The 12778-nt window shown below is 61.7% G+C and carries 12 protein-coding genes; 3 read left to right on the top strand and 9 right to left on the bottom strand.

The features are described from left to right. Positions 1-33 precede the first annotated feature (33 nt). Positions 34-372, bottom strand: a complete 339-nt coding sequence (locus tag ACI3KQ_RS00180; RefSeq protein WP_021239231.1) for a P-II family nitrogen regulator — start codon at positions 370-372, stop codon at positions 34-36. A 234-nt stretch (positions 373-606) separates the two neighbouring features. Next, on the bottom strand, positions 607-1437 hold the full coding sequence (gene map / locus ACI3KQ_RS00175) for a type I methionyl aminopeptidase (protein ID WP_404953613.1): 831 nt from the start codon (positions 1435-1437) through the stop codon (positions 607-609). A gap of 89 nt (positions 1438-1526) precedes the next feature. Between map and ACI3KQ_RS00170 the strand changes: the two genes are divergently transcribed. The 3 genes from ACI3KQ_RS00170 to ACI3KQ_RS00160 all read left to right on the top strand — a co-directional run bounded on the left by ACI3KQ_RS00170 (position 1527) and on the right by ACI3KQ_RS00160 (position 5458). Continuing rightward, positions 1527-2288, top strand: coding sequence for a competence/damage-inducible protein A (locus ACI3KQ_RS00170; RefSeq protein ID WP_404954046.1), 762 nt, complete (start codon positions 1527-1529; stop codon positions 2286-2288). A 294-nt stretch (positions 2289-2582) separates the two neighbouring features. Continuing rightward, positions 2583-3926 carry a UDP-glucose dehydrogenase family protein gene (locus tag ACI3KQ_RS00165; RefSeq protein ID WP_404953611.1) on the top strand — a complete coding sequence of 448 codons (1344 nt, stop codon included), beginning with the start codon at positions 2583-2585 and terminating at the stop codon, positions 3924-3926. 149 nt (positions 3927-4075) lie between these two features. Beyond that, positions 4076-5458, top strand: a complete 1383-nt coding sequence (locus ACI3KQ_RS00160) for a family 16 glycosylhydrolase (protein WP_404953609.1) — start codon at positions 4076-4078, stop codon at positions 5456-5458. Here the strand turns inward: ACI3KQ_RS00160 and ACI3KQ_RS00155 are convergent. From ACI3KQ_RS00155 to ACI3KQ_RS00125, 7 genes are read right to left on the bottom strand one after another with little or no spacing between them, the layout of a single operon-like run. Further along, a complete protein-coding gene (locus ACI3KQ_RS00155) occupies positions 5443-6372 on the bottom strand; it encodes a glycosyltransferase family 2 protein (RefSeq protein ID WP_404953607.1) in 930 nt (309 codons plus the stop codon). The genes ACI3KQ_RS00160 and ACI3KQ_RS00155 overlap by 16 nt on opposite strands. Beyond that, positions 6369-7454, bottom strand: coding sequence for an acyltransferase family protein (locus ACI3KQ_RS00150; RefSeq protein WP_404953605.1), 1086 nt, complete (start codon positions 7452-7454; stop codon positions 6369-6371). The genes ACI3KQ_RS00155 and ACI3KQ_RS00150 overlap by 4 nt, the downstream gene beginning before the upstream one ends. Next, positions 7451-8578 carry an endo-1,4-beta-xylanase gene (locus tag ACI3KQ_RS00145; RefSeq protein ID WP_404953603.1) on the bottom strand — a complete coding sequence of 376 codons (1128 nt, stop codon included), beginning with the start codon at positions 8576-8578 and terminating at the stop codon, positions 7451-7453. Before ACI3KQ_RS00145 ends, ACI3KQ_RS00150 begins: the two co-directional genes overlap by 4 nt. Continuing rightward, entirely contained in the window at positions 8575-9543 is a 969-nt protein-coding gene (locus ACI3KQ_RS00140; protein WP_404953601.1) for a glycosyltransferase family 2 protein, read from the bottom strand. Before ACI3KQ_RS00140 ends, ACI3KQ_RS00145 begins: the two co-directional genes overlap by 4 nt. Then, positions 9543-10487, bottom strand: coding sequence for a glycosyltransferase family 2 protein (locus ACI3KQ_RS00135; protein ID WP_404953600.1), 945 nt, complete (start codon positions 10485-10487; stop codon positions 9543-9545). Before ACI3KQ_RS00135 ends, ACI3KQ_RS00140 begins: the two co-directional genes overlap by 1 nt. Further along, positions 10484-11413, bottom strand: a complete 930-nt coding sequence (locus ACI3KQ_RS00130) for a glycosyltransferase (protein ID WP_404953598.1) — start codon at positions 11411-11413, stop codon at positions 10484-10486. The genes ACI3KQ_RS00135 and ACI3KQ_RS00130 overlap by 4 nt, the downstream gene beginning before the upstream one ends. Further along, on the bottom strand, positions 11406-12776 hold the full coding sequence (locus ACI3KQ_RS00125) for an O-antigen ligase family protein (RefSeq protein ID WP_404953596.1): 1371 nt from the start codon (positions 12774-12776) through the stop codon (positions 11406-11408). The genes ACI3KQ_RS00130 and ACI3KQ_RS00125 overlap by 8 nt, the downstream gene beginning before the upstream one ends. Between the last annotated feature and the right edge of the window lie 2 nt (positions 12777-12778).

Here is a 12778-nt window from a genome sequence, read left to right as displayed (position 1 = left end):
CGGTCAGGAGAGGCGAAAAGCTGTTGAAAATTATTAGATAGCGTCGCTGTCGCGTTCGCCTGTGCGAATGCGGACCGCGCCTTCAATCGCGGTGATAAAAATCTTGCCGTCGCCAATGCGACCCGTCTGGGCGGCTGATGAGATAGCCTCCACCACACGATCGGCGAGGGCATCATCGACCACCACTTCCAGCTTCACCTTGGGCAGGAAGTCAACGACATATTCAGCGCCGCGATACAGCTCCGTATGTCCTTTTTGTCGACCAAACCCCTTGGCTTCAGTGACGGTAATGCCGGAAACGCCAACCTCATGTAGCGCCTCCTTCACCTCGTCGAGCTTGAACGGCTTGATGATCGCCTCGATCTTTTTCATCATTCTATCCCAACAAAACGCGCGAACGAAGGCGGATGGAGCCGCCCATTTCATATCTCATCCAGCGACGATCATCATGTCCCTGAGACACGCACCGTCCCCCCTGCAACAATCAATTACCGTGCCAAATAGCGAATCGCCAGAACTCGCTTTCGGCGAAGCGGCATCCTTTGTCCATATTGCCCGTAATACGTGCAATCCTAACGGAAGATGCCTGTTTTTTGGGCAGGCTGTTCAAGCCGCGTAGGGAGGCGCATTCAAGCCAGCAAGGCTTTCAGTGAAGATTTCGCAGCCGGTTTGTGTAATGCCGATGCTATGTTCGAATTGCGCTGACAGCGTGCGATCGCGGGTCACGGCCGTCCATCCGTCCTCCAGCATCTTTACACCGGGTTTTCCAATGTTGATCATCGGTTCGATGGTGAAGAACATGCCGGGCCGCAATTCCGGTCCCGTGCCTGGCCGGCCGACATGGATGACTTCGGGGCTATCATGGAAGACCCGGCCCAGACCGTGGCCGCAAAAGTCCCTGACAACGCCATAACGGTGCTTTTCCGCGTGGCTTTGGATCGCATGGCCGATGTCGCCCAAGTGATTGCCGGGCTTTGCTTGCTCGATCCCCAGCATCAGGCATTCATATGTGACATCAATCAGCCGGCGGGCCTTGATAGAGGCTTCCCCGGCGATATACATGCGGCTGCTATCGCCATGCCAGCCGTCCACCAGAGGCGTGACGTCGATGTTGAGTATGTCGCCTTCCTTGATCTTCTGATCGCCCGGAATGCCATGGCAGATGATCGTGTTCAGAGATATGCAGCAGCTGTGTGTATAACCGCGATAGCCCAGGGTCGCGGGTACTCCGCCGCCGTCCAGGGTCATGCGACGGACTATATCGTCCAGCTCGCCAGTGGTGACCCCCGGCACGACATGAGGCACCAGCGCGTCCAGTATCTCTGCTGCAAGCCGACCTGCCTTGCGCATGCCGTCAAAGCCCGCTTCGTCATACAGTTTGATCGCTGTCGATCGGGAAATCGGCGCGTCGGCCGTCATCGTCATATAGTCGGTCATGAAGCGATTATAGGCAGGAAAACAGGATAATGCGAGTGGCGGTTCGACACGGGCTAGGCAGGGAAGCCAGCGCGGGTTATTGCGAGGCCATGCTTGCACCCGAACGCATATGGACAGCCGCACTGATCGTCATAGGTGACGAGATACTGTCGGGGCGGACACAAGATAGGAACGTCGCGCAACTAGCGTCCTGGCTGAATGTGCAGGGGATTCGACTGGTGGAGGTCCGCGTCGTCGGTGACGACAGTGACGCGATCGTCGAAGCGGTCAATGCGTTGCGGGTCCGGCACGACTATCTGTTTACCACCGGCGGTATCGGGCCGACGCATGATGACATTACGGTCGATGCCATTGCCCGCGCTCTCGCAGTGGATGTTGAGATCGATCCTCAGGCTCGTGCGATGCTGTCTGGCTATTACGAAGCGCGCGGTGGGTTGACTGAGGCGAGGCTGCGAATGGCGCGTGTGCCAGCGGGGGCGAGCCTCATCGAAAATCGCATGTCAGGCGCGCCGGGCATCCGGCACGGGAATATCTTCATCATGGCGGGCGTGCCGCACATCACGGCGGGCATGCTGGACAGCCTGACCGGAACGCTGGAAGGCGGCCATCCAGTCCTTTCGGCACAAGTTGGATGCTGGGTCGCCGAAAGCGAGATCGCGGACTTATTGGCGGCGGTTGAACGTGCGCATGAAGGATGTCAGATTGGTAGTTATCCCTTCTTTCGGGAAGGAAAGACGGGAGCGAATTTCGTCGTACGCTCTACAGATTTGCAGGCGATGGAAGGCTGTGTCGCAGACCTGAGTGCCGCGTTAGAAAATGGCGGGTGGCCGGTCTTCCCCGGCGGGATCTAATCCCCGTCACTCCGGGGCTCGTTTCAGAACTCTCTGCCGAACGCGCGCGATACTAGGCGGATCGCGTCCATATGTGCCCCGAGCGCGGCGGACTGCGTTGCTTTTATCGGGCGGCCCGCATTATGCTGCGGTGCGTCACGGTCGGGCTTGGACCGGTGGTGACGTTGGGCTTCATCGCCGAATATCCGATCTTAATGACGGTCGCTCCGCCTCATCCTGTCCTTCCAGGAGCTGGTTTCGTGCGCCTATGAAAGATGTTCGACGCAGAAGCATTTGGGTTAAGGAGAACTTCTGATGCGGATCGTTATGACGGGTTCGGGCTATGTGGGCCTGGTGTCAGGGGCGTGTCTTGCCGATTTCGGGCACGATGTGATCTGCGTGGACAAGGATGAGCGCAAAATTGCGCTGCTGCAGGATGGCGGCGTGCCCATTTATGAGCCGGGACTTGCAGACCTAATCGATCGCAACGTTAAGGCGGGGCGACTGACCTTCACGACCGATCTGCCGGCGTCCGTTGCGCAGGCAGACGTTGTGTTCATTGCCGTGGGAACCCCCGCGCGGCGTGGTGACGGCCATGCAGACCTGACCTATGTCTATGACGCAGCACGCGAGATCGCATCTTCGATCAGGGGATTTACTGTCGTCGTCACCAAATCGACGGTGCCCGTCGGCACAGGTGATGAAGTTGATCGCATCATCCGTGAAACAAACCCGGCAGCGCAGTTCGCGGTTGCATCCAATCCGGAGTTTCTGCGCGAGGGTGCGGCGATTGAGGATTTCAAGCGTCCCGACCGTATCGTCATCGGAATGGAGGATGAACGCGCCAGGCCGGTGATGGAAGAGGTCTATCGACCGCTCTATCTGAACCAGGCACCGATCCAGTTCACCGGTCGCCGGACAAGCGAACTGATCAAATATGCTGCCAATGCGTTTCTGGCGATGAAGATCACTTATATCAACGAGATGGCAGACCTGTGCGAGCAGGTGGGTGCGGACGTGCAGCAAGTCGCGCGCGGTATCGGCCTGGACAACCGTATTGGGTCGAAATTCCTGCATGCCGGGCCGGGATATGGGGGGTCGTGCTTCCCCAAGGATACGCTGGCGCTCGTAAAGACGGCGGAAGATGCGGGCGCGCCCATCCGGCTGATCGAAACCACGGTCGCGGTGAACGAAAGCCGCAAGCGGGCGATGGCGCGCAAGATCGTGGCCGTGTGCAATGGATCGGTGCGGGGCAAGACGGTCGGCGTATTGGGTCTGACCTTCAAGCCCAATACCGATGACATGCGGGATGCGCCGTCGCTGGCGATCATTCGGGCGTTGCAGGATGGCGGTGCGCAGGTGCGCGCTTATGACCCGGAAGGCATGGAGGCTGCGCGATCGATGGTGCAGGATGTGGAGTTTTGCACAAGCCCCTATGCTGCGGCGGAGGGTGCTGCGGCGGTTGTGATCGTGACTGAATGGGACGCGTTGAGAGCGCTGGACCTTCCGCGCCTTCGTTCGGCGATGAGTGGCGACGCGTTGGTTGATCTGCGCAACATCTATCGCGCGGATGTCGCGGAGGCGGCGGGGTTTTCCTATGTGAGCGTCGGACGGGGAGTGGCGCCGGAAATCGAGCCGTTGGTGCAGGCGGCTGAATGAGTGCATGAATGAAGTATATTATTGATTGAGATTAACGGGTCGTCGCAAATTTGGGTGATTTGCGACGACCTGCGGTTGACCGGAGGCTATTGTTAACCTTCCTATATGATCTTCCTGGGGCGGGGGAATAGTATAAGGGGGTTGCAATAATGAATATGAAGCTGACCGGTCCTGTGGCCGGAGCAGGACTGTCCCTGTTGTTCGTCGCCTTTGCAGGGGCGGCGACAATGTTGAGTGGCGGTTCTACTTTAACGACATCGGCAAGTAGTGCGAGTGAAGGGTCGGTGACTGCCACGGCGCCTACGACGAGTTATTCATCATCAACATCATCATCTGCAACGACAACTTCAACTTTTGCTGATTTCGATTTTGCCAACGGCACGAAACTGCCGGGCAAGGCTACATTATGGCTGGGTAACGCCACGGTCGCGCCGGGGTCCGGGGTTGCCTATGTTCCGGTGAGGCTGGATCGGGACACGCCCAATACGGTGATCGCCCGCGTCATCACGGTGAACGGGTCGGGCACGCTGCGCGCCCTGTCGGGCTATCATTATGAAACGGTGGACACGGTCGTCATATTCCGTCCGGGCGATCCGCTGGTGCAGACCGTAGCCGTACCGATCATCGGCATGGCGCAGGGACAGCAGTTCCAGTTGAAGCTGAGGGAAGTGCCCTGGGGCGGATTGCAGGGGCAGTCGGTAGCAACGGTGACGGCGACAAGCGCCACCGCCGCGACGGCCAAGGCGACCGGCACTTTCCGCCAGCCGCGCAGCTTTGCGGCCACGGGCACGCTGCAATTCGAACTGGCAAAGGACACGCACAAAAGATCGCCCGATGGCGGATGGAACCGATGGGCGACATCGTTGTCGCATGGCCGGACCCAGATCGCGAATGGCGAGACGGGCCTGTACCTGGATTCCACCGTGTTTCCCGGTGTGGAAGGGCCGGTCTATTGGGGGAGCCAAGGGCTGGTCCTGCACAGCCAGAAGTTGAAAAGCCCAATCCATCATGAAGGCCGCAACTGGTATTATGGCGCGACGGTGCTGGACGGGCGCAATTTCCTGGCTTCGCAGATCGGCTACGGCCAATATGAGTGGGAAGCCAGAATGCCCAGCCGCCGGGGATCATGGCCCGCATTCTGGCTGGTTTCGACCAGCGGCTGGCCGCCGGAAATCGATGTCTACGAAGGCTTTGGCTACCAAAGCTATTGGGATTTCGACCGCCATGTCGCTCATACCATCCATGGCGGTTCGGGCGGCGTGCGCAGTTTTCAGCGCGGCGTGACGATCCAGACGGAGCAAGCCTACGGCCTGAAGGATTATTCGACGGGCTTTCACCGTTTTGCCGTCGATATCCAGCGGGATTATATCACCTGGTTCGTCGATGGCGTGGAGACATATCAGTCGGTAAACCCGTTCAAGGGCCACCGCTGGTATCCGATCATGAACGTGGCGGTGAAGACCACCAGCGCCTATGACGACGGATCGGGCGACATGATCATCAAGAAATTCCGCATCTACAGCGCGCCATAATGGCTGTGGGCGCCGCCCGACAGGGCATAGAGGCGTCCCCAGCATTTGACCCATTGCCCGGCGATGTCGACCCGTCGCGCGCCGGGCAGCAATAATGCCGCCAGCCCGACCGTCCGCGCGGTCAATATGGCAATCGTGCGGGCCAGCAGGCGGGCGCGGCCCGCGACCCCCGGCCTTTGTTTTCGACGGGCCAGCGTTTCGGTAAAGCCGATCCGCCACATGCGTTTGAGCACCCAGGACAGGCGCGCGCGATCCGGCGGCACCCATTCATTGACACGTGCGTCGGGCGCCCAGCCGAAACGCGCGCTAGCCGCGTGGAGGCGGACGAGGAAATCCAGGTCTTCCCCACCGCTGTGGTTGAAACGGGGATCGAACCATGGTCGTTCGACCATGGTGAGCGCCTTCCGGCTGACGAGCAGGTTATTGCTGGCCCACAGCATGCCGGTCGCTCCCCAGGCGCGCTGTTCCGGCCTGAATATCAGGGTTTCGCGCGCCCAACGGGGGGGCTGCCCCTGAAAATGGCAGTCTACCGGTCCGGCGACGACATCAGCGCCCACGCGTTCCTGACAGGATAGCAGCGCGTCCAGCCAGCCGGGTTGCGGCCATTCGTCGTCGTCGATCATGGCGATGAAGCGCATTGCCGGATCGGCCATCGCCGTCGCGCAGATGGCGTTCCGCACGGCGCACAGGCCCGACTGAGGCACGGGCAGAAGGGTAAGGGGCAAAGGATAGCCTGCGTCGCGCAATGCCTGCACCACGGCCGCCCCTTCCTGCGCGGTGCCGTCATTGTCGGCGACCAGCAGCATGACGTCATGGCGCTGTATCTGCTTGGCCAGACTGTCGAGCAGATGGCGTAGTTCAACCGGCCGCCTGAATGTCGGTATGGCGATCCATATCGCCTTGCCAACGGTCATGGGGCGGTGGCCTCTACCACGGAGGGGCGTTGCGGCCTGCCACTTTGCAGCCATTTGATGAACTGATGCCCCCGGACCTCAACCAGCAGATAGCTTGCCCAGCACAAGAGCCAGGTGGCGACCAGCATGCCAGCGACGAAAAGCCAGTCCATGCCGGTGATATTATGACGATGCGCCACGGCCATGGCGCGCGCCGCGACATCGCGCACCAGCGGGTGCCACAGATAAATGGAATAGCTGATCAATCCCAGGTGGAAGCTGACGGGGTTTGCCATGATCGCGCGCGCGGCAGACCCGTCATAATAGCAACTGAGCACCAGCGCAGGCATGAGGCAGACGACGAGCAAATCCGCGCCAGGCAACAGCAGCGCCGCCGCGATCAGCGCGCAGATGATGGCAAAGCCGCCCGTGCGGTCCAGAATGCGCCTGCACCATGGCTGGTTCGCGCAACGATATGTCAGCACGCCCAGCGAGAAGCCCGCCAGACAGCGCAGCAGCGTGAGGACACTGTCGGAGTTGTTGACGTCCATCGGCCCGCTGGACCCAAGCCCGGATGTGGCGACCAGCAACAACAAGGCGATGCAGACCGCCGCCTGCGCCAAGGCCCATCGCGAAAAGGCGATCAAGGCGATCAGCGGGTAAAGAAGATAGGCGGCCAGTTCGGTGCTGACGGACCAACTGTTCCCAGCAATCGGCTGCGTACCCCATCCCCAGCTTTGCACCATGGCGAGGTTGGTCAGGATGTTGGCTGGCGTGAGTTCTATCGACTGGCTGCCCGACACGTTGAGGATGATGCGCGCCGCAAAGACCAGGGTCACGATCAGGTGAAGCGGCCACACCCGCGCCATGCGGTTGAACAGGAAATCGACATAGCTCTTCGTTCCGAGATGCCTGACCACCCGGTCATGATAGCCGAACGAAATCACGAAGCCGCTGAGGATGAAGAACAGGTCCACGGCCAGATAGGCACGCGAAAATAGCGGGATCGCGAACTGCGCGAAGGCCGGGTTATGGGGGATATGGTAAAGCAGGACGGCTACTGCCGCGATGCCGCGCAGGCCGGTGAGGGACGAAATCCTCATGCTGCGCCCCCATTTGCCGGAGGAGCGGCGTCGAACGCAGCGGCGATGGCGTCCCAGAAGGGCTTGCGCGCCATGTCGCCGTCGAACGGAAGGCCACGGGACAATTGCCCGTCGGGCCATTTATAGTCGGGATATCTGGACAGCCATGAATCGCGATCGGACACGCCCCAGCAGAGCAGCGACTGGGTGGCGGGATTGTCCAGCGCGACATCCAGAAACGCCTTGGCGATGGAGGCGACTTCGCGGTCCCGCTTGTCCGGGTTGGGCGGTCCGCCCCGGTCGGCAATGTCGAATTCGGTCACCGCAATCTTCAGGCCGTAGCCGCTCAGTTTCTGAAGGAAATCGGCAAATTGCCGTTGGTTGAACGGTTCTTTATAGGGCTTCAAATGTCCCTGGATGCCGATGGCGTCGATAGGAACGCCCCGGCCCATCAGACGGTCGAGCAGTTTCAGCATGGCCGTCCGCCGCCTTTCGCAGCGGGGCGAGTCATGTTCCAGCCCATAGTCGCCCAGATATAGCGTGGCGGCCGGATCGGTTTCGCGCGCATGGTAAAAGGCCAGATCGATATGATGTTCGCCCATCGCCTTCATCCACAGATTGTCCGCGCGCATGCCGTCGGCGCGGCCCTGATTGGGTTCCAGCGTTTCGTTGACGACGTCCCATTCGGAAATACGCCCGGCATAGCGGCGCATGGCTACGTCGATATAGCTGGTCATCAGCCGTTTTTGGTCTTTCTGGCTGGCCTGTTTTACCGCCGGTTCCAGCCATGGCGGATTGGCGGCATACCAGACCAGCGTGTGGCCGCGCGCGCGCATGTCATGCGCCTGCGCGAAGTCGATGATCTGGTCAGCGCCGCTGAAGTCATATTTGCCGGGCTTTGGTTCGGTAGTGCCGCGTTTCAGCTCATATTCCTGAACCAATATGTTGCATTCGCGCGCGGCGGTCGTCCGGTAGGGCCGGTCTTCCCGCAGCAGTCGCGATTTCACCGCCAGGCCGAAATGGCGGCCCGACCGCCGGGCATGTGCCGCCAGTCCTTCCCGCGATGCGCCACGCGCCACGCTGGGCGGCAGGGGAGAGCAGGCGGCGAGCGCGGCGGCGGCGCCCAGAAAATCGCGCCGCTTCATAGCACTTGCCTTTGCCCGACCAGCAGCCGGATGAAATCGATCCAGCGATCGCAAATCCTGCGGTAAAGGGCGTCGGGCAGCACGATCTGCATCAGCACCGCTCCGGCAAGGCGCGGGCCGTAAGCGCCGCGCAGCAAGGCGGCCAGATAATAGCCCAGCGCGCGGCTGGGTTGGGTGGGCCAGATGCTTTTGGCGGCGTGCCAGCCCATATAGCCGGAAAAGGCGCGCGCGGAGATATGGGGGCGCAGGTCGGCGAGCCACCGGAGGCTGCCGATATTGCCGCGCACCTGCGACAGCCGGTCGCCAGCCTGACGGTCGGTCCAGATCGTGCCGGGCCGGTCCGTCATGCGAAATTGCGCTCCCGCAAGCGACAGGCGCAGGGCAAAGTCGGTGTCGTCGCCGAACTTCACATCTTCCCGATAGCGTATTTTTTCGGCGAGCGGGCGGCTGAGCGCGACGCTGCTGGTCTGGATGAAGCCGCGGTCGCACATCAGATATTTGTCGAGCCGTTCCCCCTGGCCGATGGCGCGGGGAGGTTTCAGGAAATTGCGTCCGGCTCCGCGATCGGCGAGCACCTGGCCATAGGCGACGACATGATCGCCATCCTCCAGCAGGGGCAGCAGGTCGGCGAGGTGATGGGGCAGGAAACGATCGTCGCAGTCGAGGAAGGCGACATAGCGCCCCCTGGCATGGTCGATGCCGGTATTGCGGGCCGCCGCCGCGCCGCGATTGGGTTGGACCACGACCGTCAACCGGGGGTCGTTGATCGCGCCCAGCGCGATTTCGGTGCCGTCGGTCGACCCGTCCACGACGACGATCACTTCGATCACGGCGACGCTTTGATCCAGGGCGGACATGACGGCGGCGACCACGGCATCGCGCCTTTGATAGGTCGGGATGACCACCGAAAAGAGCGGCTGGGCGACGTCTGCCTGAAGCGCGGAGGGAGGTTGCCATGCGGTCATCACGACCGCCCTCCGCCATGGGCTGCTTCCGCCTTGCCAAAGCGCAGCACGAACCGGTTGACCAGCGACCGGTAGAGCGGTTTGGGCAGATAGGATCGCAGCACTTGCCGGGCGACGACCCTGGGGGGAACTCCCCCGGCCAGCATGCCGATGATGAGATCGCGCAACGCGAGCGCGGGGCGGACCGGCGCCATGTGATAGGCCAACACCGTGGCGCGATAGCCCCGTCTTGCCCGACCGGTCAGCATGTGGCCGCAGCGATTGAGCCAGTCGAGCGAGGTTTCATAGCCACGGACATAGGATGTCCGCCCGGCTTCGCTGGCGTCCAGCCAGATGGTCAGAGGCTGGTCGATCATGCGAAAGCGCGCGCCCGCGCCCTGCAGGCGGACGCAAAAGTCCAGGTCCTGCCCCTTTTTCAGCGCTGGGTCGAACAGCACTTGGCGGGCGAGGTCGGCGGGGACGACCATGGTGGACGTTTGCATGAACTGGTTGGCGCAGAACAGATATTCGCCCACATCCTCGCCATCGCGGATGCCTCGTTCGGGCCTGATCCAGTAGCGATCGACGCCGCGATCGACCTTCATCCGCGAATAGAGGACGGTCGTGCCATCGTCGCGGCTCAGCGCGTCCGCCATGATCGACAGCTTGCCCGGCAGGAACAGGTCGTCGGAATCGAGGAAGGCGATGTAGCGGCCGCGTGCTTCCTCTATGCCGCGATTGCGCGCTGCGCCGCCGCCCGCATTGTCCTGGCGGATATAGCGCAGGCGAGGGTCGCCAAATGCTTCGATGATGGGCGCGGGATTGTCGTGCGATCCGTCGTCCACGATCAGGATTTCATAATCCTGCCAGTCCTGCGCCTGCACGGACCGGATCGTTTGTCCCACGATGGCCGCCCGGTTGTAGAGCGGGATGACCACGGAAAAGAAGGGGGCTGCATTGGTCATGCGCCGTGCACCTTTCGATATTCTTCATAATGGATACCGGCGAGGCCAGCGATCTTGCCAGCCGCGCGATAGAGTTTGCCCAGGCGGACCAGCCTTTGGCCCCGGTCGAACGTCGCCGCCGCGCCCAGCGTGCCGACAAGGACGCCGGCGACGATGCGGGGCGCTTCGCTGACCAGGGTGCGCAGGCGGCCTTTGTGGAAACGTTCCACGATCATGTCGGTCATGCCCAGCCGATAGCCGCGCATCAGTAGCCACTTGGCCGTGACGCGGCTGGCGGGGATGAGTTCGGTCACAAGCGCGTCTTCGGCCCAGGCGAAGCGGCAGCCTGCGCGCGCCATGCGGGTGAAGAGCTGCTTGTCCGACCCGCCGGTCAGGGCCATGCGCTCATCGAAGGGGCGGGGGCCGATGGCGCGAAGGGTGGATGCGGCGATCAGGACATTGGCGGTGCTGTCGACCAAGGCGACGGGGCCGGACTGGCCGCGCCGTTTGGGTTGGAGAAGGGGGTGGCTGGCCGCCCATGGCGCGACATGGCTGTCCATTTCCCGCAACACCGCCCCGCCCACGACATCCGCGTTCCAGCGGTCGGCGGCCCGGACCATGGCGTCGATCCAGCCCTTGGACGCTGCTTCGTCGTCGTCCAGCATCGCGATGTGGGTGACGCCCGGACGCGCCAGGGCTGTTTCGACCAGCCGGTTGCGCACGATCGGTATGCCGCGTTCGGTGACGAGCAGCGCCTCGATCGGCCAGCGATAGCCCTGCGACGCGAGGCGTTCGACCACGGCCAAGCCCGCGCTTTGCGTCGCGTCATTGTCGGCAACCAGCACTTCGAGCTGATGGCGCGTGTCGAGCGCGGCGATGGACAGCAGCGTGCGTTCAAGCCCCTGCGGCCGGTTGCAGGTGGGGATGCAGATGATGATCCTAGCCATGGGTCGGCTCCGTCGAGGGAAGGGGTTGCCGCCTGTTCCACTGGGGACGCGGCTTTGCCTTGAAGGTCGCGTGAGCCGTCGCGATGGCGGCGAGGAAGATCACCCAGACCTGCCGGTCCTTGTCGAAGAAAGATGTTTCGAGCAGATTCTGGTAGAGGACGAAGGTCCATACGGCGAAGGCGGGGACCATGAGATGCTGGTTTTCCCGCGTCGCGCCGCTGAGGAACCACCAGGCGGGCAGGGCGATGAAGGACAGTAAAAGCATGACCAGCCCAAGGGGGCCGGTGGTTACCAGTATTTCCAGATAGCCATTGTGCGAATGGGCGGTCAGCATCTGAAACTGCTGGTTCAGATAATCATGGGCGGGGGAATGGGTGCCGACCTGCCAGAAGCCGCCAAAGCCCGCGCCCAGAAATGGATGGTCGCCCAGGTAATCGAACACCACCTGCCAAATGGATACGCGCCCGGTGAAGGATGTCGGATCGGCAAACAGCCTTTCCACCATCGGCTGATAGGCGATGTAGAGGGCGAGAAAGCCGACCATGCCAAATCCCAGCAACAGCAGCAGGATCGATCGTTTCTGGGTATTGTCGCTGAGCGCGCGATAGATGTTGCTGATCGCCAGCATGCCGAAGCATAGCGCCAGCGATGTCTTGCTTTTCGTCCCGATCACGAAGACGAAGGCCATCAGCGCGAACAGGCCGTAATACCATTTGCGCTTGTCGATCCAGGCGTTGCCGCACACGATGAAGGTCAGCGCCATGACCGCGCCCGCGATATTTTTATGAAAGAAAAATCCGCGCCATGCGCCGATCAATGCCTTGTCGCTTTCGGTCGGCGGATGGAAGGCCGATGATGTCAGCGGCAGCGATATCCAGCAGATGAGCAGTGAGACGATCAATGCCGACCGCAGCGCCGCGAACAGTCGATCAGGCCCCATCAGCGCCAGCGCGCAGAAGGTGATGTAGATCACGATCAGCTGTTGCATCACACGCTTGAAGGACACGAACGGGTCAACGCCCCAGCTGCATGTGACCAGAAACCAGGCTAGCATGATCGCCAGCGGCCAGAAGGAAAATCTGTATTTCACAGGATGTTTGCGCAGGATCTGCACGAATGTCAGCAGCAGCGCGAAGCCGATGAACAGCGCCTGTTTGAACAGGTCGGACCCGTCATTATCCTGCGCCATGGCGACCAGTTCATCCTGGGTACGCGACGCGAAAGGCTGCTGGCCGATGAAGACCATCATCAGGAACACGAAGTAGAAAATCTGCGCGACCAGCGTGATACGGCTGTCCTGCCCGGCGGCGGGCGAGGCGGGGAGCGTGGGCGCGTGGCCGGTGCGATGCCATGTGGAAGCCATGG

Source organism: Sphingobium sp. ZW T5_29 (assembly GCF_044987515.1).
In the GTDB taxonomy this organism is placed as follows: domain Bacteria; phylum Pseudomonadota; class Alphaproteobacteria; order Sphingomonadales; family Sphingomonadaceae; genus Sphingobium.
This window is presented reverse-complemented; position numbering and strand designations above follow the sequence as displayed.

Excerpts from the sequence above, each read along its gene's own strand:
- ACI3KQ_RS00180 (WP_021239231.1), bottom strand. The coding sequence starts at position 372 with ATGAAAAAGATCGAGGCGATCATCAAGCCGTTCAAGCTCGACGAGGTG.
- map (WP_404953613.1), bottom strand. The coding sequence starts at position 1,437 with ATGACCGACTATATGACGATGACGGCCGACGCGCCGATTTCCCGATCG.
- ACI3KQ_RS00170 (WP_404954046.1), top strand. The coding sequence starts at position 1,527 with ATGCTTGCACCCGAACGCATATGGACAGCCGCACTGATCGTCATAGGT.
- ACI3KQ_RS00165 (WP_404953611.1), top strand. The coding sequence starts at position 2,583 with ATGCGGATCGTTATGACGGGTTCGGGCTATGTGGGCCTGGTGTCAGGG.
- ACI3KQ_RS00160 (WP_404953609.1), top strand. The coding sequence starts at position 4,076 with ATGAATATGAAGCTGACCGGTCCTGTGGCCGGAGCAGGACTGTCCCTG.
- ACI3KQ_RS00155 (WP_404953607.1), bottom strand. The coding sequence starts at position 6,372 with ATGACCGTTGGCAAGGCGATATGGATCGCCATACCGACATTCAGGCGG.
- ACI3KQ_RS00150 (WP_404953605.1), bottom strand. The coding sequence starts at position 7,454 with ATGAGGATTTCGTCCCTCACCGGCCTGCGCGGCATCGCGGCAGTAGCC.
- ACI3KQ_RS00145 (WP_404953603.1), bottom strand. The coding sequence starts at position 8,578 with ATGAAGCGGCGCGATTTTCTGGGCGCCGCCGCCGCGCTCGCCGCCTGC.
- ACI3KQ_RS00140 (WP_404953601.1), bottom strand. The coding sequence starts at position 9,543 with ATGACCGCATGGCAACCTCCCTCCGCGCTTCAGGCAGACGTCGCCCAG.
- ACI3KQ_RS00135 (WP_404953600.1), bottom strand. The coding sequence starts at position 10,487 with ATGACCAATGCAGCCCCCTTCTTTTCCGTGGTCATCCCGCTCTACAAC.
- ACI3KQ_RS00130 (WP_404953598.1), bottom strand. The coding sequence starts at position 11,413 with ATGGCTAGGATCATCATCTGCATCCCCACCTGCAACCGGCCGCAGGGG.
- ACI3KQ_RS00125 (WP_404953596.1), bottom strand. The coding sequence starts at position 12,776 with ATGGCTTCCACATGGCATCGCACCGGCCACGCGCCCACGCTCCCCGCC.